Consider the following 22,048-nt stretch of genomic DNA (forward strand, 5'->3'; position numbering starts at 1 on the left):
TAATACCCGCTTTACTTAATTATAGTGGTTTTGCTTATTTCGGCATTAATTGTCCGAAATGTGGCGCAAAATATTGGTAATGGAAACCGCATAATAAGCGGATAAGTGATAAATCGTCAGGGGCCTTTTCACATGGATTTTATAATATGCCTTGATTTCTCGCATTATCCTGCATACATTTCTATAGCTACACTTTTCTAAGTCCATAATATCACGAGGATAGGCCCGGATAGCCCTTGTGATTTTAAAAATCTCTTTTACATCTTCATTCTTTTGTTTTAAAATAGCTGATTCCATTTTTCAATATGTGTTAAGTGAATAATTATTAAATGTCAATTTTGCCCCAGGTATCAATTAGGATTGAATTTTTGATTAAGCAGATGTATTTTAATGAGCTTCGCTACCGCTTCGCAGGTTTCTAACATCAAATCAGGTTCATAAACATCGATATTTATGACATGCTTGACATCATTTATAAAATAGGGATGCTCATAAGTTTGCAAATAATAATCTTGAAGCTGGTATTGTATTTCTTCAGCTTCTTCCTGAGTCAATTCAATTTTAGTACTCAGCCCGGAAAGGTCCTTTGTCATACCGTTTGACCTGCAAAATACTTTTTCATCATTCTTGGAGATGTATTTTGCAATGTATGAACCAAGGGAGCGCAGATTTGCGACTCCTGATGCTTTAACCGGATTGACAAGCAATCCTAATTGTTTCAGTCGGTTCTTTGTTATGTCTTGTGCCATTGGTCTACGCAAAAACTCACCGTACATATGATTTTTAAGCATTGGCACAAAGAAGGAAGGAAGTTTTCTGATTTTCCCTTCTTTAGTTTTTGAAATATCCTTTATAATGGCACGACAGCCCAATTGATGACACAATTGAAGCCAGTACAAATTCACATTTTCTACATTCAAATATGAATTTTTAGACTGTATAAAAATGCAGTGAAAATGTATTGTATTTGTAGCTTTTCCACCGTCCTTTTTTCGTTTTCCTGTTTGCCTTTCGGCAACCCAGATATACGATTTTAGACCGTGATTTTTTCTCAAATTATCTAATAGTTTTAAAAATTGTTTCTGAAATAATTCATCATGTTTTTCGGGTTCATATTGAATTGATGAATTGTGGAAGGGAGGTACTGTAAAAGTGTACCATAAAAATCTAGAGCCTTGAAATTTTTCTTTTTGGTAGTATAAAAAATGACAGATTTCTTTCAATCTTCGCTTTCTTGCATTATTCATAGTTGAGCCAGTAGAAGCACGATTATTACGATCGTACTTTAGTTTAAAAAGTTCTTGAAGTAATTTAGATTTATCTTCAATTCCTGCTATGCGGGTAGTCAAATAGTTATATGAATTGAAGTCATGCGAATATCTTTGGATATCGGCCTGTAACCAAGTCTTCTCAGTGTTCAGCTTTGTTAATAATTCTGAATTTGGTACTTTTTTATCTTTTAGGCTTTTTTTATAGCTGTGAAATTTACGGATTTTACAATCCATTGTGAATTGTATGGTTTGATAACCTTTGTTAATCTTGCTAAAGTCGCAAGATTCTTGCATATTTGAAGTCATTGAGTAACCTTGTTTGCAATACGAGGTATTTATTGCTATCTGACTGCGAATCAGATATTTGCAATATGTGTTAAAATATAATTTTATTAGAATCACTAAGGCTAGTACAAAATTGTACTAGCTTTTTTTTTGCTTATATTTTATTTCCCCCGTATTTGATTTAACATAATAAGTTTTAAAATTTGATAATAACTTTGATTATGTTAAGTAGAAAGATACTTCCATCTAAAAAAGTTTTTAGATAAGCTGTAATTTATAGAGTTATTGGTTACCCTTAATCCATCCGACTGTTTTACATAAATAAACCCTCCGGCTACTGCGCCCATATTGTCCTTTTTGTTTTGTAATGCATTCCCGCTTATGGTAGAATAGTTAATTTCATTAAATTCAAAGCACTTACCGATATAAGCAAAAGTATTATTACTAAAAGCGGAAAAGTGGTATTTTCTATTTTTAATGCAGTTCCCAAATCGGCAAATAGATTATTGTTAACGATCATTTCTGGCCCGCTTAATTTGCTCTCCCTGCATAATTAAAAGTAATACAATATGGGCCACAGTTTTTTCCGAATCTAAAAATTGTTCCTGCAAGGTTTGCCCCATTTGTATCAATTCCGCTATGCCCATGTCCAATAAATTTTACCCCAGCCAAATTTACTTTAATAGGAGAATCGAAAAAATAAACTCCTTGAGAAAAAATAAAGGTTGTCGAGACATCCTCAAAATATGCTATTTCATTAAAATCTTGCTGTAAGTCAGAAGATATATCAAGCTCTTCAAAAAAACCAATATCGTAATATTTTACAAGTTTATAAAGAATACAACTTGAGCGACTAAATCCAAGCCTTGGCTATTGTTGACGAATCGACCTACCAACCGGATTCCCATATAAAATGGGTGGTCATGCAACGATTTGGACTAATGAAAAAGTAAAGGTTAGGAATGTATATTTTTGATGAGATACTCCAACACTTTAGTTTACTTTTGATGATTTTAAAAATTTTTTTGCTATTACGTTACTTTAGTCTGCAGGTGAATAATTAAAACAAAACCAATGAATTACTTATTTATGTAACGGAAATGGGCTCTATTGCAACTTTGAGGAAGGGAATACTTTTCTTGGAAATCCACTGAATTTAAAAAGCCAAATGATATTTTTAATATAATACAAAATATTTCTATCTTTAATCTCATGGATGTTCTTAATACTTGGATATCGAAGGTCTAATGATATCTTTGAGATAAACTATCTATTGATAAATATGAAAACTGATAGCGGAAGTAGAGATGAAAATGAATTAAAATTTTCTAATTTAAATACCTTTCATTCAAAAACTAAATTTAAAAGTAAGGACAAATTAAGTGATAAGGAAATATGGATTTCATTTCAACATGGAGATGAAACTGCCTTCAATTATATTTATGAAACCTATTTTCAGATTTTGTTTAATTATGGCCACCAGTTTACAACTGATAGAGGTCTGGTTAAAGACCTGATACAAGATTTATTTATAGAATTGAGAGAGAAAAAAAATCGATTGCATATTTCAAGTTTTAAATTTTACCTGCTCAAATGTCTGAAAAGGAAATTAATGGAGGTATTATCTTCAAAAAAATGGAAACAGAATATTAGCTTTAATGAAAAAGATCATGGTTTTGAAATAGTTCTTTCTCATGAATCAATATTAATCAATAGTCAAATTAAAAAAGATGTAAAAGATAAACTGGAAATAGCTTTTCAATCATTATCCAAAACACAGAAAGAAATACTTTTTTATTATTATTATGATGGCCTATCCTACCAAGAGATAACAGAACTTATGGGTTTTTCTAAAATTGAACATACCCGTGTAGTTGTATTTAGAGCAATAAGTAAGTTAAAATTGGCCATGAACCGGTATAAAATAAAATTATTTGAAATAATGATTTTACTTGGATTTTTCTTTTACACCCTGTTTAAATCAAACACCTAAATTTTTTTTTAAAAAAAATCTCATTTATTGTAATGTTTTTAAAGTTCTTCCCTCCTTAAGTCGAAAAGGAAGAATATAAAAATGAAATATGAAGATTATAGTCTTGAAGATTTTCTTCAGGATGAATATTTTGTAAAATGGGTCACTAACCCAACTCAGGCAAATGAGTACTTTTGGAAATCCTGGATAAGCGAACATCCAGAAAGAAAAGAACTAATTCTTGAGGCAAAAGAAATAATCAATTCTATAAATTTCAAGCATCATTTTAGCGTAAATAACAAAGAGTACATTGATATATTTGAAAATATCCATAAGGGGAATAAAAGCGAATATTATAACACAAAATCTATATCATGGTTTGGTAATAATAAATACCAAAGATATGCAGCTGTCATTATTGTTGTGTTGATAGCAGGTTTTAGCCTGATATTAAACTACAATATTTTACGTATTCAACCTAGCGAAACAAAAGTAAAAATAACCAGCAAAGAAAGAAATACCGTAAAGGGAGAAAAGCTTTTAATGAAGTTACCAGATGGGTCAGAAGTAAAACTTAATTCGGAAACCCAAATCAGATTTTCTGAAAACTTTAACAAAAATAGACGGGAGGTCTATTTAGAAGGAGAAGCGTTTTTTAAGGTAACGAGTGATACAAGTAAACCATTTATAATATACACTGGTGATATTACAACTACGGTATTGGGAACTTCCTTTAATATTAGTGCATATCCTGAAATGGAAACCCTGGAAGTTGTTGTAGTTGAAGGTAAAGTACGGGTTGATAACAACGTAAAAAACAAACATAAACATGCCCAGAGCATATTATTACCTAATGATATTTACACTTATAGCAAAATTAATCAAACATTCTCCACTCGAAATGCTGATATATCCAATCGAATAGGCTGGAAAGATGGTGTGATCATAATTGAATCAGCCAGTTTCGAAGAAATCATTAAGTATTTAGAGCGGTGGTATGGAGTAGAATTTAAAATTGAAGAAGGAATACAGGTGCAAGGTCGTTTTAACGGACGCTTTGAAAACAAAAGTTTAGAAGCTGTATTAGAAGGATTAAGCTTTTCTTCTAATATAACTTATGTAATTAATGGAAAAATAGTAACCTTAAAAAAAGAAGATGAGCCCATAAAATAAAGCCAGTTATAAATGAATATAACTGGCTAAATCCATTCCCTTAAAATACTTCTGATCGATTGGTACCCGAAAAAAGTATTTAAAAAAGGGACGCTTTAAATGAAAATAATTTCACTAAAACATTTAAAAATATGAAATTGAAAATAATACAACAAATATTAGCAATGTCTAAATATGTAATTATCGGAATTTTTATACAAGCACTTTTATGCGATATGTTGCTAGCCGAAGAAAGTAAAGCTCAGTCAATGAAGAAGCTTGAAGATATTACAGTCTCAATCGCATCTCCTAAAAAAACTCTAAAAGAAGTATTCATTGAAATTGAAAACAAAACAAAATTTGTTTTTACCTACAGTGATTTCATAGTAAATGAAAAGGAAGAAGTCACCATAATAGAAGGACAAGATAATCTGTATGAGATATTATATAATATCTCTAAAAATACAGGATTGAGGTTTAAGCGAATTGATGATAATATTTTTGTTACTCAAAAATCTTTTATGGGAGAACGAATTGAGCAGGAGATAAATGAAAATAATTCGTCACAAATAAAGGTTTCGGGTATCATAACTTCATCTGAAGACAATGAGCCTCTTCCTGGTGTAAGTATTATTATAAAAGGAACAACGGTAGGAACTACTACCGATCTGGATGGTAAATATACTTTGAATACTACTTCAGATGATGTCTTACAATTTAGTTATATTGGATTTATCATTCAGGAAATTACAGTAGGGAATCAAAATATAATAAATATTGCCTTACAACCTGACCTTGAGCAATTAGAAGAAGTAGTTGTTGTGGGTTACAGTACCCAGAAAAAAACAACTTTGACTGGGGCTGTATCAGTTGTGAAGAGTGATGATATTGTTCGAACCAAAAATGAAAACGTATTGAACTCTTTGACAGGTAAATTACCAGGTGTCCGTATAGTTCAAAAAAGTAGTGCTCCTGGTGCTTATGATACCAGAATAGATATTCGGGGAATGGGCGATCCGTTATTTGTCATTGATGGGATTGTTCGTGACCAGGATTATTTCGCCCGTATGAGTGCTGAAGAAATAGAAAGTGTGTCTGTTTTGAAGGATGGTTCAGCTGCCATCTATGGATTAAGGGCTGCCAATGGTGTTGTTTTGGTAACAACTAAAAGTGGTGTGATGCAGGATGGAAAAGTGGATGTTACCTTTAATACCAGTGTCTCAATGCAACAATTTTTATATGTGCCAGAAAGTGTTGGGGCAATTGATTACATGACTTTGTCAAATGAAAAAAATTGGCAGGACTTTGGGAAAAACTACCTGGTTCGAACAAACCCTCTATTTACTGAGGATCACTTCGAACCTTATTATAATGGGACTAAACAGTCTTATAATTGGTTTGATCAGGTTTTTAATAAAACTTCCCCACAATTTAATAACAACTTAAGTGTAAATGGGGGAAGTGAAAAGCTTAGGTATTATTTTACCCTTGGTTATAATAAGCAGATTGGAGCATATAAAAGTGGTGATTATTATTCTACTCGCTGGAATATGCGGACTAATATTGAATCTCAAATTACAAAAAGGCTCAGTGCAAAAGTTTCCCTTGGAGCTATAATGGTAAAAAATAGCCAGCCAAACGGGACAGGATGGACCACATACAAACTTACCTGGTTAACACGACCTGATGCAGCTTTTTATGCTAATGATAATCCGGAGTATCCAAATGGAGATAATCAATATCTGAATGAAGGCGCAAATATGATTGTACAAACTGATGATGATTATGTTGGTTACAACTTAAGTAATGACCGAAGGTATAATGGAACATTGACTCTTAATTATGATATTCCTGGTATTGAAGGGTTGTCGGCAAAAGGTGTGTATGATTATGCTACAAACTTACCGGATTATACGAATTACAAACGTGCTTATACATTATTTAGATACAATCCGGATGACGATTCCTATTCCTCAATTGAAAGGAATACACCTTCAGATATTACAAGAAGCGTAGGTATGTCATACAGTACTAACATGCAATTAGGGTTGCATTATGATAATAAATTGGGTAACCATAATGTTAGTAGCTTTTTTATTTATGAAGATAGATATAATACATGGGATAGTTACAATGCTTACCGAGAGTTATTAGTAGATTCTGAATACTTATTTGCTGGTGAAGATGAAAATCAGCGAGCTACCGAAGGGGAAATTGCTGACCGGGCAAGTAAGTCCCTTATAGGCCAGTTGAATTATAATTTCATGGGTAAATATTTGCTTGACCTCAGGTTTCGTTACGATGGATCTTCCCGTTTTCCTGAAGGCAGCCGATTTGGTTTCTTCCCTTCAGTATCTGCAGGATGGCGATTAAGTGAAGAAAATTTCATTATAAATAACTTACCAATTTTCTCCAATTTGAAAATAAGAGGTTCTTATGGCGAAATGGGTGATGATAGCTCTGCCGGAAACTATCCTCCTACCACAGGTTATAGTTTAGATGGAAACAACTACGGATGGTTTTACGGAGGCACATTAACCGGAGGGGTAACTGCCTCAAGCATACCTAATCCAAACTTAACATGGTACAAGATAAAGTCGTATGACCTGGGAATCGATTTTGGATTACTAAGTAATAAACTTACTGGTACATTTGACATATATAGGCGGGACCGTTCCGGTTTGTTAGCAACCAGTGCTGCAGTTATCCCTGGAACTGTTGGAGCCAGTTTACCTCAGGAAAACCTGAATAGTGATCGTAACTTTGGATATGAAATATCATTGCGATATGCCAATAAGTTCAGAGACTTTAATTATTATGTAAGTGGCCAGCTTTCTGCAACAAAGAGTATGCGAACTGATTGGCTTGAAACTCCGGCTGGCAACTCGTATGACAGATGGAGAAATCGTACTAGTGGACGTTACAATGATATTTGGTGGGGTAACGAGTCACAAGCGATGATAGCAAATTATGCTGATATCCAGAATTATGGTGTTCCGTTGCCTCAAAATACACTGCCTGGAGATTGGGTGCTAAATGATTGGAACGAAGATGGTGTAATCAATGCAAATGATGAACATCCAATAGCTTCATACGGCCTTCCTGTTTTTAATTATGGTATCTCATTGGGAGCTTCAGGGAAAGGATTTGATTTGGCATTGGATTTTCAGGGAGCGTATGGCGTCTATGTACAATATGCTGAAGTGCTCACTGAGGCACTACCTTTTGGAGGACAAAATACTTTGACCTGGTTTATGGACAGGTGGCGTCCGGCTGATCCAAATGCTGATTATTTTAATCCCAATACAGAATGGATTTCAGGATATTACCCAGTGACAGGCCATGATGGACGAAGAACCGGAACTAATGGTATTCAGAATGCATCTTACATTCGCTTAAAGACGGCAGAGCTTGGTTATACATTACCAGAAAAATGGGTGTCTAAAATTAATCTAAGGAATTTGAGGATTTACTTGAGCGGATATAATTTATTAACCTTTACAGGACTTGAAAATGTTGACCCTGAACGTCCTGGTGCATCTGGTGGTTCGTCAACCAATTACATCGACTTTTATAATTATCCTGTAAACAGGACATACACAGTTGGTGCAAGTATTAAATTCTAAATTGAAAGTAAGTAAGATATGAAAAAGCAATATAAAATATTAGCAATACTCTTTGGTATAATAGTAATATCATGTCAGGAGCTGGATCTGGAACCCAAAGGGATATTAGGTGAGCCTGAACTGTTTGGAAATGAGTTCGGAGTGAAAAAGTATTTTTCAGGTATTTATAATGACCTTCCTATAGAAGATTTCCTATACTTCGGAACAGATTCAGAAACAGCTTATCGTCCGGATAACTATTGGGAACAAGGAAAAAAGAGTCTGGGAAATATGAGTGGTGAATTTTTTAATTCGTGGGTTGGAGTGGATAACGATGGTTTTGCTTACTGGCCCTATGCTCGTATCCGGGATATCAATACCTTTATTGAAAATTTCCCCGGGTATAAGGATAAATATAAAGAAGATGTATTCAATGAGTTGTTGGGTGAAGCATATTTTTTACGTGCATTCTATTATTTTGGATTGGCTAAGCGATATGGTGGTGTTCCAATTATTAAGGAAGTACAGAATCCTCTTGCTGATGCTGAAATTTTAGAAGTGCCTAGAAATACAGAATATGAAACCTGGAAATTTATCTATGAAGATTTGACCTTCGCTATTGAAAATATGGGTAAAACCAGTGAAACAGGAAGAGCAAACAAGTATGTTGCTGCTGCTTTATTGTCAAGATCTATGCTTTATGCCGGATCTATTGCAAAATATTCCCAATATCTCGGTTTTCAAGGTGAAGCAGCAACTAGTGCTGGACTTGCCGGAATGGAGCCTTCACAAGCAGATGAGTTTTTCCAATATTGTGTTGATGCTGGAAATATTGTTGAAGAAGGACCTTATTCATTATACACTAAAAACTATCCGGATAAAGCCACAAACTTTGCAAATCTTTTCTTGGACCCTATTTCACCTGAAAATATTTTTATAAAGTCTTATGACATGACCGTGCCTCATAATACTCGTTTGCGACATAGTTATGATGCATTGATGTGCCCACAACCTGATATGTCATCATTTGTTGGAGCAGAAAGTTATCCTCCGCTGGATTTTATGGAATTGTACGAAATGCCTGACTTTGTCAATTCGGATGGAACACCAGTTCGTTTTGACAGCAGAAGTGATATTAAGAATGGAATGGAACCTCGTATGTTGGGTACAATGTATTTTGATGGTGATGAATTGCGTGGTAGTACTTTTAGTATTCAAAAGGGTATTTATAAAAATTTTGACGCTCTTGCTTCTGAGGCAGATAATGGCAGTAGTGCTGCTCCAATTAATAGTGCTGATAATCGCATATTAGGTGGAAGAGGCTGGACAACCGAAATTGATGGGGTTACTTATAATATCACTGGAGCACATGGCCATTTTGATGATCAAGGAGGGGAAAATAATGGCTGGGGATCGGCTTTTATTCGTAAATATGTAAATCCTGATATGCCAACTAATGATGTTCGGGAATACCGAAGTGACCAACATTGGGTAGTTTTCCGCTTGGGCGAAATCTATTTAAATTCAGCAGAGGCACTTTATGAATTGGGAAATAGAGAGGAAGCATTTAATTATATAGAAATGATTCGTGATCGAGCTGGTACTAGTGTTATCCGTCCTGCCATTGATATGACGACAACAAATATTGGTTCTATAAATAAAGCAAATTACCCCTATCAGCTCGAAAATTCATTGCAATTCATTCGTGATGAACGTGCACGTGAGCTTTATGGTGAAAATCACTGGTGGTGGGATCTTCGAAGATGGAGAACGGCTGACCAGGTGTTAAACCAGTTCCGTCACCGTGTGCTGAGCTGTTACTTTGTTGCTGATGAGGGGAAGTACATTTATCTTGATGAAATTAATAGATGGAATAGGAGTTGGACAGCTTCAAACGCTTGTTATTACGAACCAATTCCCTGGGGTGAAATTGGCAAGAACGAAAATCTCTTACCTCAAAATCCACTTTATTAATATCTAAATTGATCTTAATTCTATGAAAAATATAATATATATAATTATTGGGTTTTTAATGATTTCAATTACTTCATGTTTGGAGATTGATAACTGGGAAGAACCTGATGTTAGGGCATTTGGTAAAATAATTGATTCATATACTGGTGAAAATTTATTAACATCCCAAGGGGACTGGGGCTTGCGTATTTGGGAAAGAACCTGGACAGAGTCAGTTCCTAACCACCAAACCCTTACCGTAAAGCAGGATGGTTCTTATAATAATAGTAAACTTTTTGCTGGTTCTTATGACATTCTCCCCTACGGAGGTCCTTTCTGGCCTGCGGATACGATTAAAAATGTCATATTAAATGGAAATACTGAACAGGATATTACTGTTACTCCATATTTGCAATTAACAGGCTTTGAAGCTTCTCTGAATGGTTTAAAATTAACTATGAGTTGCCAACTGAAAGCCCCAATTCGTGATGGGCTTCCTAATCTTGTTGAAATCAAGCCTTTCTTAAGCTTAAATCCGTTTTGCGGAGCATCAAATTTTATTGACATTGGGGAGTATAATAATCAAAGGAAACAAATCAATAAGTCCTGGATGGAAGAAGTTGGTGATGTGGAAACGAGTAATTTCTACCGTATTGGTCCCCTTCCTGTAAAACCTGGATATACATATTATGTACGGTTAGGTGCCAATGTTAATGATGCAAACAGGAGCTATAATTATACAGAAATCATTAAAATAGAAGTGCCGGCAGATGCCCAAAATGATCCAAATGAAGTTCCGGACAACTTTTTAGATAACGCCCAATGGCCGTTTAGCCGTTCCGAGTGGGATGGTAACCGTTGGGGGAATTTATCAGGTAGCTGGGTAACTAACGCTGCAATGCGTTCTCGTGGTGATGGCCAGTATGGTGGTTATGATGGGGGATGGGAAGGACCTGAAAATGATAAACAAAGCCTAGGGTTTGAACGATGGGGAGATGGCGAAAACCCAATTGAAAATGGTAAACTTTATCAAACAATAGATCTTCCTGCAGGCATTTACAGATTTACATTAAGTCTTGCCGGAGAAAACCCAATTATAAGTAATAATGGTAGTGACCCAAGGTATATAGCCGCAGCAATTGGCGAGAGCTTACCAGACGTTGAAGACATATCTTCAGCACTGGCATCTACAAACTTTGCAGATCTTGGGACAGATGGATCAACAAATATAGAATTTTCCCTGAATGAACCCACAACAGTTTCTGTAGGTTTTGTAGTGAACTTTACTGGTACCGAGCAAAACGTGAGACCTTCCTGGTTAAAACTGGAAAAATTAGATTGAGTAGTTTTTAAGTTGTTGTCCATCAGGGCTGTGGTGGACAACAACTATTACTTAATAGTTAAACAGCAGTTGTTTTCTTCGAAATTCCCAAAATAATTTGAAGCATGCATTCCATGTGGATTCCTATTTTATTTCCAATAAACCTGTTGTTTGGAAAATAATAGAAGAGGCAATTTATGCCTTAAAATGAATATCTAATTTGTAAAAAAAATGCTTTTCCGACTAATGTCCAGGATACTCCTGATGGCATTTTATACCTCAAAAGTAAATAGGAAAAATACTGGATCTACCGAATATTTCGGCATTTGATTAAAGAATAAAGATGAAGCATAAACCATTTTTTAAAATGCAATCTCTAACTAGAACTCTGTTTAGTTGTATTTTTTTGATTGCGTTTTCAAAATTACAGGCCCAGGACTGGAGATTGGTCAATACGAAATACCCAACCATTGACAATGTTGTAATTGCCTATTCTGTAGCAGATTACGGAATTACTGGTGATGGAACTACAGATGTTACCAGTCAATTTCAGGATTTGCTTGACCAGTTAGGTAATTTAGGTGGAGGCACTTTGTTTGTACCCGAAGGGAAATATGTGATAAAAGGAAATTTACTGATTCCAAAAGGCATTACCCTGAGAGGGGAATGGAAAAAACCAGAAAAAGGGGAGCCAATAGTCGGTACAATTTTAATGGTATATGCCGGAAAGGGAAACGAGGAGGAAACTCCTTTCATCACTATGGAACCTTCTTCAGCAGTGATGGATTTGGCATTTTGGTATCCGGAACAAGTACCATCTGCTATCGTTCCATATCCTCCTACGATTGAGTTCGGCAAACCCAATTATTTCGGTAATGAAAACTGTAATGCTAAAAATATCACTTTAATAAATTCCTATGCTGGTATTGTCTTTTCGAGAAAAAATGGGGGAACCTGCCCAACCATAAATGGTGTATATGGTACTCCTTTGTCAAGGGGTATTGAAATTGATAATATAGTTGATGTAGGGCGTATTGAATGGATCGATTTTTCACCAGACTACTGGGCTGTATCTGGATTACCCAATTCACCTTCAATCGATGGAGATCATAAAACATGGATTTATGAAAACGGAACTGGAATAGTGATGAGGAGAAATGACTGGTCCTATACCTGTTTTGTAAATATTGAGGGCTATAATAAGGGATTTCACGCTGTAGAATCCATTACTAGCCCAGGTGCTCAACCAAATGGACATAATTATTCCATGAACTTTGCTAACTGTAAAACTGGATTAGCTATAAGTTCGGCAAACTCAGTAGGCTTAATGTTTACCGGGATTAATACTGTGCAGTGTGAAACAGGGATAGCCATTGAAAACTCATCTTCTGGAGTAGTACAATTGCACACTTGCTCATTTGAGGCAACAAAAAACGCAATTTTAGTAAATGAATCTGCCAGTACCCGTCTGATGATTTTGCAGTCTGATATTAATTCAGGGGCTGTAAGTGTGAGCGGAGGTACTTTTACAGCGTCTGATTGTGATTTTAGCAACCAAAGCCCACAAATTAGCATCATAAAAAATGCCCGTGCTATAATTACTGGTAACAGATTTTCACAAGATGTTCAAATTGAAGAGACATCCATTTTCAAAAATAAAATTGATCACAGCCCTGTTAGCATGAAAAAGCTGCCGGAGTTAAAAGAGATAATTCCGGAAACACATAAGCCATCAAGGCTCGAATTATATATAGTAACAAATGCGCCATACAATGCAGTGGCAGACGGAATTACAGATAATACACAGGCTATCCAAACAGCTCTTGATCAGGCCGCTGCAGATGGTGGCGGTGTAGTGTTCCTTCCTCCTGGGAAATACAAAATCCTCGGTAATCTTGTTATTCCCTCAGGTGTAGAGCTAAAAGGTTCTGTTGATGTAAGTACTACCCCAACAGGTCCGGGTAGTATATTGGAAGTATATGCAGACAGGGACAATCCAGCAGGTGAACCGTTTTTAAAATTATCAGAAAACAGTGGTATTCGGGGCATTGTGTTTAATTATCCCGAGCAATTAATAACAGATCTTCCCGGTGTTGCAGAATATCCATATTGTTTACAAACAACTGGAAACAACACCTATATGATTAATATAGGAATGCGTGCAGTTCATAAGGGAGTTGATTTATTTACCTATCCTAGTGACAACCATTATATTGACTATCTTGCCGGACATGTATTTGATGTGGGGATTCGTGTAGGTGGAGGAACCCAGAATGGGAAAATATACAACTCCCAATTAAATGTAATTGCCTATGCTGTGGGTGATGAGTCGAAATATGGAGGTTGGCCAAATTCAGTTGGAGATGGAGGTCCTGCATACGATTATGGATTTAACAATTTCGACTTTATGATATTGGGAAATTGTAAAAATCAAACCCTGTATAACAACTTCCACTACGGCTCAAAGAATGGAATGATCTTAAGTGATATTGATGGTACAGGTCCTTCTGGTTTGAGTATTGGTAGCGGGATTGATGGTTCAAGAAATGCACTCATTATTGATGCAGTAGGCAGCGATGGTTTTGATTTCGTGAACTCACAGATCGTTGCTATTGGTGATCAAAACACGAAGTACATTGAAACAGGAGCCAATTACACTTCTGGCGTTACTTTGTTTAATGCTGATTTTTGGGGTAATCCTTCCAATGGGATTGCTATGAATGGAGGCCTGCTCACGCTTCAGGAAGTGAATATGAGTCAACCCGGACAGCAAAGAATGGCTTTACTCAATGGAGATTCTTTGTTTATTGAAGCTTCCAGTATTTATCCGGTAAACCAATTAATTGCAAACGGAACAGAGCCTAAGCTTGCTATACATTCTTCAGTGGTTGATCCTTCTGGCATTAACGAAAACAATTGTGCCTTATGGATTAACAACATAGGCAATGTACCTGAGATTTCACCCGAATCCGCTATTGTAAGAAGTGGATGGACCGTTTCAGCTTCTAATAATACAGAAAATACCTTGTTGGCAATAGATGGCAGTAATGCAACCCGATGGGATACTAATTCATCACAGGATTCTGCACAATGGTTTACTATTAATTTTGGCAAACCAGAAAAGATAGAACAAATCATACTTGATGTAGCAGAAAGCCCTTTTGATTCCCCTCAAAAGTATGAATTGTATGTATCAGATAATGGTAATGATTGGTATGGTCCGGGAACATCAGGGAGCGGTGCTGATATTATGACAATTGTGAGCTTTCCATCAACTACGGTTCAATATGTCAAAATCGTTCAAACCGGATCAAAAGGGAATTGGTGGTCCATTCACGAGATTTATGCCTTTGGAAATGAGGTACCAGTAAGTGTAACTGGAATCAGTTTAGATGATCAGGAAATAGCTATACCAATTGATAGTGTTTATGAATTGAAAGCATCGATTGAGCCAGTAAATGCCGAAAACCAAATCGTATTTTGGCAATCAGATAAAGAAAATATTGCCTCTGTTGATAGTAATGGCAAAGTAACAGGCATTTCAAATGGTACTGCCACCATCACTGCAATCAGTATGGATGGAGTTAAAAAAGCAACACTCACTGTAATAGTTGGAGATGGACAGTTAACATCTATCGAGAAAGTTCAAAATACCGAAGATGCTTCAAATTTGAAGTTGTTTCCGAATCCTTCATCTGGCAAAGTTTCCCTTAGTTATTGGTTGTACAATTCGCAAGAGGTTTTTGCGGAAGTTTACAATATGGCTGGAGCCATGATAAAAACAAAGGCATTCACATCAAAAGCCGGAGAAAACCTAACTGAACTCTATTTGGGAGGATTATCACCTGGTGTATATTTCATTCGGTTCTACACAGATGATAAGATTCAATCGAAAAAACTCATCAAAATTTAAATATGGAAAAAATTACATTTATTATAACACTTTGCTTGTTTTTAGCTTTTAATGGAGCAACAGCTAATAAGCATGCTCCCGAAACAAAGTATCCAACTTACAAAGGACTCATTATGGCTGGATATCAAGGCTGGTTTCGTTTGCCTGATAACCAAATCATGTATCCAAATGAAAAAGAGATTCGAATTGATATGTGGCCTGATGTCAACGAATACCAAAAAACTTATCCAACAGGTCTAAAACATGCTGATGGCAGCACTGCCAGTTTTTTTAATTCGGCTGATAAAAGTACTGTGGATACCCATTTCCGATGGATGAAAGAATATGGTTTGGATGGTGTTTTTATGCAGCGATTTTTTGGTGCTGCCAGATCACGTGCAGCTCAAAGCCATGCTACAAAAGTGTTGACCCATGGATTTGAAGCCGCATCAAAATACGATCGTGCCATTGCAATCATGTACGATTTATCTGGATTAAGAGGGAAAAATGAAGATTGCTCTACCCTCATTGAAGATTGGAAATATCTGGTAGATTCTTTAAAAGTAACAGATCAAAAAGGGACGAAAACCTATCTCCATCATAATGGTAAACCCTTGGTGGCAATTTGGGGTGTAGGCTTTCCAGACCGACCTTACAATATCCGTAACATCGGCTTAGAGCGTTTTATTGATTTTTTAAAGAACGACCCAGTATATGGTGGTTGCAGCATCATGATGGGTGTTCCAACTTTCTGGCGCGATTTAAATGCTGATTCTAATCACGATCCTTATTTGCACGAACTGATTAAGCAGGTGGACATCGTGTTGCCCTGGATGGTTCAGCGTTTTTCTCCGCTCTTGCATAATGATATGGATCGATATCGTGATGTTATTCTTGGTGATATAGCCTGGTGTAAAGAATACAATATCGACTATGTTCCTTGTGTATATCCAGGATTTAGCTGGCACAATCTCAGTGTTCATGAGTTTCCTGATGATATAAAACCTGTGGGATCAATTCCACGTCAGGGAGGAAATTTTTACTGGCAGCAAATGTCAACAGCCATTCGATCGGGTGCCGAAATGATTTATGTAGCTATGTTTGATGAAGTAAACGAGGGTACTGCCATCTTCAAAGTAACTGATAATCCGCCAGTAAGTGATGTTGCACAATTTGTCGGTTTGGATGGGAAACCATCTGATCATTACCTGTGGCTGACAGGCGAAGCTGCAAAAATGTTGAGAAAAGAAAAACCATTGGTTTTTATTCAACCCCAACGCAAATAAAATAGCATCAGAATAAATATAAAAAACTTAAAAATGAAGGTAATAGAAACCAAAAGAATAAAAGGATTAATCACCTTAATATTAGCTTTTTTCAGTATAACACTATTGGCTGAATTTTCATGGATCCACCATGATAAAATCCCCAAAAAACATACGATTTCTCCGGGCTTGGTGATGGCTGGATATCAGGGGTGGTTTAACACTCCAGATGACGGGGAAGACCGAGGCTGGCACCATTATGAGCGTAAAGGACGATTCGAACCGGGTTATTGTACCATTGATTTATGGCCTGAAATGAAAGAGTATGAAAAGCAATATGAAACAGCTTTCAAATTTGAAGATGGAAGTCCGGCTACAGTATTTAGCCCTGCTGATGAAAGTACTGTTCGTCTTCATTTCAAATGGATGGAGGATTACGGTATTGATGGAGTTTTTATGCAGCGTTTTATTTCTGAAATTCGCCACGAATCGGGGAGGAAACATTTTACAGGGGTATTGGAGTCCGCCAGTAAAGCAGCGTTGGAATACAATCGTACTATTGCAGTAATGTATGATTTATCAGGTATTACTTCCAGTGAAGTAGATATTGTAATTGAGGACTGGAAAAGTTTATTAAAGAAATTTGGCTTTGAAAAGCGATCAAAATATTCGAATTACCTTTTTAATGAAGGACATCCAGTAGTGTCAATTTGGGGGGTTGGCTTTAATGATGGCCGAAAATATAACCTGAAGGATATTGAAAAACTGATTCGCTTTTTTAAGTCTGATGAAGGAGGAAATTGTGATGTATTGCTGGGAGTACCTACCTATTGGCGGGAACAAGGAAGAGATTGCATTAAAGATGAAAACTTTCTGGATGTGGTGAAAATGGCTGACATTGTACATCCCTGGTTTGTAGGTCGCTTTAATGAAGCAACATATCCCAATTTTAAATCTATCATTGGGGAGGATGTAAAATGGTGCAAACAAAACGGGATGGCTTATATACCTGTGGTATTTCCTGGATTTAGCTGGAACAACATGCTACCACCAGGTCGGCCAAGCAGTACCATTCCCAGAAATAAGGGAAGTTTCTTCTGGAAACAGTTAAGCGGAGCAGCTTCTGAAGGAGCTGAGATGATGTATGTAGCCATGTTTGACGAAATTGATGAAGGAACTGCCATCTTTAAAACGGCTCATCAGGTGCCAGTTGGTGAAAGTAAATTTATCCCGGCAGACAAAGAGATCCCATCAGATCATTACCTCTGGCTTACTGGAAAAGCTGCTGATATGTTGAAACGCAAAATGAAACTTCCTGCTGAAAAGCCAATCCAAAAATGATATCAAACTTATTATTAAATAAATCAATCCAAAAAATGATAATTTTTAAAATATTCAACTTGAACAAAAAAATATCTGTTTATAGTAAACTATGGAAGTTACCGGTAGCCATTGCCTTAATTGGTTTTGGATGTCAAAATACAAATCAGTCATTGACCAATGAAGATAATCTTAAAATAGAAGAAGCATGGGACCTTTCCAACCCATTTATTTACAATCCATTTATTACCGAGATTTATACCGCTGACCCGTCTGCTCATGTGTGGGATGATGGCCGTTTATATGTTTATGCTTCGCATGATATAGCTCCACCAAAAGGCTGTGATTTAATGGATAAATACCATGTATTTTCTACTGATGATATGGAAAACTGGATAGATCACGGTGAAATCCTAAGCTCTGAAGATGTCCCATGGGGAAGAAAAGAAGGTGGTTTTATGTGGGCACCTGATTGTGCCTATCGCAATGGTACTTATTATTATTATTTTCCGCATCCGAGTGGAGACGATTGGAATTCTACTTGGAAAATTGGTATTGCTACAAGTAAAAAACCTGCAAGTGATTTTGAAGTACAAGGTTATATAGAAGGATTGGAATCTATGATTGATCCAGCTGTTTTTATTGATGACGATGGACAAGCATACTTTTATTATGGAGGAGGAGGAGTTTGCAAAGGAGGTAAGCTAAAAGAAAACATGATGGAGATTGATGGAGAAATGTTAAATATGGAAGGTCTGGAAGATTTCCATGAAGCCACATGGGTACATAAAAAAGATGGAGTTTATTATCTCTCTTATTCCGATAATCATGATGAAGGAGACAAACACAATCGCATGCGATATGCTACTAGCGATAGTCCACTTGGGCCATGGAAACATCAAGGTGTATATATTGATCCAACAGATAGCTACACAAACCATGGATCAATTGTGGAATACAAAGGCAAATGGTATGCTTTCTATCATAATAGTTCACTTTCTAACCACGACTGGCTCAGATCGATTTGTGTAGATGAGCTTTATTATAATTCAGATGGAAGCATTCAGAAAGTGGTACAAACACTAAGTCTCACTGAAGAAAACACAATTAAGGAATAACTTGGCTTTAATCCTATTGAAAATACTGACTGGATAAAAATTGTCAATATTATGGTTGTAGGTATAAATCCGTCTTTGCCTGCTTCAGACAAAATTAAAGATAGTTTTAGCTATAATGATACTTCGGAAGGAATAAGTGCTACTATAACCTATGAATATCCAAATGAAGCTGAAGTTCTTATTTCCTATTAATAAATTTGAAGAAAAGAAAGGTATAAAAACAGCCCATGTAAAAGTGAAAATCATCTGGATTAAAGTAGTATATGATGAAGCAAAAAATTCAACTTTTGTTTCTGACAAAAGTATTTCACATGAATTAGAGAAAGACCTTTTACACATTAGGTAAACTAATAATTGAAAATGAAATTCATAAAAAAACAAATATACCAGCAGATTAGCATGTTGATCTTTCTGGTAATTTTTATTCTTATAACTTGCAGGACCGCAAAAGCACAACAACATGATGTTGCTCCGGCAAGTACTCGTGTTGGTGAAATCACAGCTAACTGGGCAGACCGGGCCGAAATAAAATCTGGTGGAGATAAACCAGAAGGAAAATATTTGCTCTGGTACAAACAAGCAGCTAGTGTATGGGAAGAAGCGATGCCACTTGGTAATGGAAGCTTGGGAGCCATGGTTTTTGGTGGTGTTGCAGATGAACGTATCCAGCTCAATGAAAGCTCGTTGTGGGATGGCTATGCCCTTGACCCAAATGATAAAACTGCTTTCGAACATCTACCAGAGGTTCAGAAATTACTTTTCGAAGGTAAAAACAATGAGGCAGTTCAATTAGCCGAAAAACATATGATGGGTCATCCGAAAGGGATAAAGCCATTTCAATCTTTAGGAGAAATTTGGTTTGATACACCCATAACTGAAGCCGAGAATTATACCCGAAATCTTAATTTATCTACTGCAGTAGCAACAACTAGTTTTGTGTCAGATGGAATTACGTATACCAGAGAAGCTTTCATTTCACCTTTTGATGATGTTATGGTAATCAAATTCACTGCTGATAAAAAATCGCAAATCAATTTTTCATTGGCTTTAAAAAGACAACAAGATGCTTTAACTACTAGAGTTGAAGGAGATCCTGCATCACTCTTATTACACGGAAGATTACCAGTAAAAGATGATGCTGGAAATGCCAGAGGTTTGAGTTTTGCCATGCAGGTAAAAGCCATAGCAAAGGGTGGTAAAACAGACATATCCGAAGATATTTTAACAGTAAGCAATGCGGATGAAGTAATGCTGCTAGTTGCCGGAGCAACCGATTATCCCGGGTTAGATAAAATCTCTGTAGAGCATCCTGTATTTTCGGACTCACCTGAAAAAAAGTGCGCAGCAATTATCAAGAAAGCATCTGGCAAAAAGTATAAGCAATTAAAATCTGCACATATTAAAAAGCATCAGGAATTGTTTAACAGAGTCGATTTAAATTTAGAAGGAACAGATGTTGCTACTTTAGCAAAGCCAACTGATGAAAGGCTTAAAATGGCTAAAGAAAACGGTTCTCCCGATCCGGCTTTGGTAGAAACTTTCTTTCAATATGGTCGCTATTTACTCATTTCAAGTTCAAGAGAAGGTACAATGCCAGCCAACTTACAAGGTTTGTGGGCCTGGCAAATGAACCCACCCTGGAATGCAGATTATCATACCAATATAAACCTGCAAATGAATTACTGGCCGGCAGAAATTACCAATTTGTCTGAGCTACATTTACCACTTTTTAATTTGATGGATGAGTTGGTAAAACCCGGGGAAAAAACTGCTAAGGTTTTATATGGTGCAAATGGTTGGGTGGTACATCACCTTACAGATGCATGGGGTTTTTCTGCACCGGCCGATGGACCACAAGGTATTTGGCCAATGGGTTCTGCTTGGTTGGCTCAACATCCTTGGGAACATTATACCTTTACAGGTGATCAGGTATTTCTTAAGGAAAGGGCTTATCCTTTAATGAAAGGTGCTGCCAGATTTATCATGGATTTTTTAGTTGAAGCACCAGCAGGGACAGCTTTGGCTGGTAAATTGGTTACGAATCCTTCTTACTCACCAGAGAATGCTTTTTATCTGCCAAATGGTAAACAATCTGTATTTACTTATGGCGCTACCATGGATTTACAGGTAATAGAAGATTTACTTTCTCACTGTGTTAAAGCTTCAGAAATTCTCCAAATCGATCATGAATTTAAGAAAGAATGTAAGCAGACTTTAGCCAAACTGGCATCTACAAGAATTAGTAAAGAAACTGGAAGAATTATGGAGTGGGCTGAAGATTACAAAGAAGTTGAACCACATCACCGACATACTTCTCATTTGTTTGCTTTATATCCCGGAAATCAGATTACAAAACTTGGAACTCCAGATTTGGCTGTTGCTGCACAAAAAACATTAGAGGGGCGTGGAGATGATGGAACTGGTTGGAGCCTCGCCTGGAAAATTAATATGTGGAACAGACTTCAGGATGGTGACCATGCATTTAAGTTATTGTCAGTATTATTGGCGACTAAAACACTCCCAAATTTATTTGATAATCACCCGCCATTTCAGATAGATGGTAACTTTGGGGCTACTGCTGCCATTGCCGAAATGTTTGTGCAAAGCCAAACGCAGAATGAAGATGGCAGCTATGAGATTGAATTACTACCTTCATTGCCATCTGCTCTACCAAATGGAAATGTTAAAGGAATTTGTGCCAGAGGGGGCTTTGTAGTCGACTTGGAATGGAAAGACAGTAAAATCACAGAAGTAATAATTCACTCCAAAAACGGAGGGCTATTGCATGTAAATACTGATAGCAATGAATACGATCAGCAAACAAAAACAGGAGAAGTAATTAAACTGAATGCGAACCTTCAAAAAACAAACTAGTAAAACAAAAACAATTTATC

The 22,048-nt window shown here is 36.4% G+C and carries 14 protein-coding genes; 11 read left to right on the top strand and 3 right to left on the bottom strand.

The window, feature by feature from the left end:
• Positions 1-45: 45 nt before the first annotated feature.
• The 3 genes from A3EM_RS0118565 to A3EM_RS47625 form a co-directional block, all read right to left on the bottom strand.
• The gene (locus A3EM_RS0118565; protein WP_020529744.1) at positions 46-297 is read right to left on the bottom strand and encodes a hypothetical protein; all 252 of its coding nucleotides are present in this window, start codon (positions 295-297) and stop codon (positions 46-48) included.
• A 53-nt stretch (positions 298-350) separates the two neighbouring features.
• On the bottom strand, positions 351-1,505 hold the full coding sequence (locus tag A3EM_RS0118570) for a hypothetical protein (protein ID WP_157637960.1): 1,155 nt from the start codon (positions 1,503-1,505) through the stop codon (positions 351-353).
• 560 nt (positions 1,506-2,065) lie between these two features.
• A complete protein-coding gene (locus tag A3EM_RS47625) occupies positions 2,066-2,203 on the bottom strand; it encodes a hypothetical protein (protein WP_020529746.1) in 138 nt (45 codons plus the stop codon).
• 635 nt (positions 2,204-2,838) lie between these two features.
• Between A3EM_RS47625 and A3EM_RS42860 the strand changes: the two genes are divergently transcribed.
• The 11 genes from A3EM_RS42860 to A3EM_RS42875 all read left to right on the top strand — a co-directional run bounded on the left by A3EM_RS42860 (position 2,839) and on the right by A3EM_RS42875 (position 22,028).
• The gene (locus A3EM_RS42860; RefSeq protein WP_020529747.1) at positions 2,839-3,549 is read left to right on the top strand and encodes an RNA polymerase sigma factor; all 711 of its coding nucleotides are present in this window, start codon (positions 2,839-2,841) and stop codon (positions 3,547-3,549) included.
• Between the two features lie 81 nt (positions 3,550-3,630).
• On the top strand, positions 3,631-4,701 hold the full coding sequence (locus A3EM_RS0118585) for a FecR family protein (protein WP_020529748.1): 1,071 nt from the start codon (positions 3,631-3,633) through the stop codon (positions 4,699-4,701).
• Positions 4,702-4,832: 131 nt separating this feature from the next.
• Complete coding sequence (locus A3EM_RS0118590; protein WP_157637961.1) at positions 4,833-8,306, top strand: SusC/RagA family TonB-linked outer membrane protein; 3,474 nt, start codon at positions 4,833-4,835, stop codon at positions 8,304-8,306.
• An 18-nt stretch (positions 8,307-8,324) separates the two neighbouring features.
• Positions 8,325-10,259 carry a RagB/SusD family nutrient uptake outer membrane protein gene (locus A3EM_RS0118595; RefSeq protein ID WP_020529750.1) on the top strand — a complete coding sequence of 645 codons (1,935 nt, stop codon included), beginning with the start codon at positions 8,325-8,327 and terminating at the stop codon, positions 10,257-10,259.
• 22 nt (positions 10,260-10,281) lie between these two features.
• Positions 10,282-11,580, top strand: a complete 1,299-nt coding sequence (locus A3EM_RS47630) for a DUF5013 domain-containing protein (RefSeq protein WP_020529751.1) — start codon at positions 10,282-10,284, stop codon at positions 11,578-11,580.
• Between the two features lie 346 nt (positions 11,581-11,926).
• Positions 11,927-15,472: a glycosyl hydrolase family 28-related protein gene (locus A3EM_RS42870; RefSeq protein ID WP_169513383.1), complete on the top strand. Its 3,546-nt coding sequence runs from the start codon at positions 11,927-11,929 to the stop codon at positions 15,470-15,472.
• A gap of 2 nt (positions 15,473-15,474) precedes the next feature.
• Positions 15,475-16,737, top strand: coding sequence for a glycoside hydrolase family 99 protein (locus tag A3EM_RS0118610; RefSeq protein WP_020529753.1), 1,263 nt, complete (start codon positions 15,475-15,477; stop codon positions 16,735-16,737).
• Positions 16,738-16,770: 33 nt separating this feature from the next.
• A complete protein-coding gene (locus A3EM_RS0118615; RefSeq protein WP_020529754.1) occupies positions 16,771-18,057 on the top strand; it encodes a glycoside hydrolase family 99 protein in 1,287 nt (428 codons plus the stop codon).
• Between the two features lie 59 nt (positions 18,058-18,116).
• The gene (locus A3EM_RS0118620; RefSeq protein WP_211211989.1) at positions 18,117-19,154 is read left to right on the top strand and encodes a family 43 glycosylhydrolase; all 1,038 of its coding nucleotides are present in this window, start codon (positions 18,117-18,119) and stop codon (positions 19,152-19,154) included.
• Between the two features lie 51 nt (positions 19,155-19,205).
• A complete protein-coding gene (locus tag A3EM_RS47635) occupies positions 19,206-19,346 on the top strand; it encodes a hypothetical protein (protein ID WP_157637963.1) in 141 nt (46 codons plus the stop codon).
• Between the two features lie 168 nt (positions 19,347-19,514).
• Positions 19,515-22,028, top strand: coding sequence for a glycoside hydrolase family 95 protein (locus A3EM_RS42875; protein WP_020529757.1), 2,514 nt, complete (start codon positions 19,515-19,517; stop codon positions 22,026-22,028).
• The last annotated feature ends 20 nt before the right edge of the window (positions 22,029-22,048 follow it).

This window comes from Flexithrix dorotheae DSM 6795, from assembly GCF_000379765.1.
Classification (GTDB): domain Bacteria; phylum Bacteroidota; class Bacteroidia; order Cytophagales; family Flammeovirgaceae; genus Flexithrix; species Flexithrix dorotheae.

Coding starts and splice junctions, on each gene's coding strand:
- A3EM_RS0118610 (WP_020529753.1), top strand. CDS start 15,475: ATGGAAAAAATTACATTTATTATAACACTTTGCTTGTTTTTAGCTTTT.
- A3EM_RS42875 (WP_020529757.1), top strand. CDS start 19,515: ATGAAATTCATAAAAAAACAAATATACCAGCAGATTAGCATGTTGATC.
- A3EM_RS0118615 (WP_020529754.1), top strand. CDS start 16,771: ATGAAGGTAATAGAAACCAAAAGAATAAAAGGATTAATCACCTTAATA.
- A3EM_RS0118570 (WP_157637960.1), bottom strand. CDS start 1,505: ATGGATTGTAAAATCCGTAAATTTCACAGCTATAAAAAAAGCCTAAAA.
- A3EM_RS42870 (WP_169513383.1), top strand. CDS start 11,927: ATGCAATCTCTAACTAGAACTCTGTTTAGTTGTATTTTTTTGATTGCG.
- A3EM_RS47625 (WP_020529746.1), bottom strand. CDS start 2,203: ATGGGCATAGCGGAATTGATACAAATGGGGCAAACCTTGCAGGAACAA.
- A3EM_RS47630 (WP_020529751.1), top strand. CDS start 10,282: ATGAAAAATATAATATATATAATTATTGGGTTTTTAATGATTTCAATT.
- A3EM_RS0118565 (WP_020529744.1), bottom strand. CDS start 297: ATGGAATCAGCTATTTTAAAACAAAAGAATGAAGATGTAAAAGAGATT.
- A3EM_RS42860 (WP_020529747.1), top strand. CDS start 2,839: ATGAAAACTGATAGCGGAAGTAGAGATGAAAATGAATTAAAATTTTCT.
- A3EM_RS0118585 (WP_020529748.1), top strand. CDS start 3,631: ATGAAATATGAAGATTATAGTCTTGAAGATTTTCTTCAGGATGAATAT.
- A3EM_RS0118595 (WP_020529750.1), top strand. CDS start 8,325: ATGAAAAAGCAATATAAAATATTAGCAATACTCTTTGGTATAATAGTA.
- A3EM_RS0118590 (WP_157637961.1), top strand. CDS start 4,833: ATGAAATTGAAAATAATACAACAAATATTAGCAATGTCTAAATATGTA.
- A3EM_RS47635 (WP_157637963.1), top strand. CDS start 19,206: ATGGTTGTAGGTATAAATCCGTCTTTGCCTGCTTCAGACAAAATTAAA.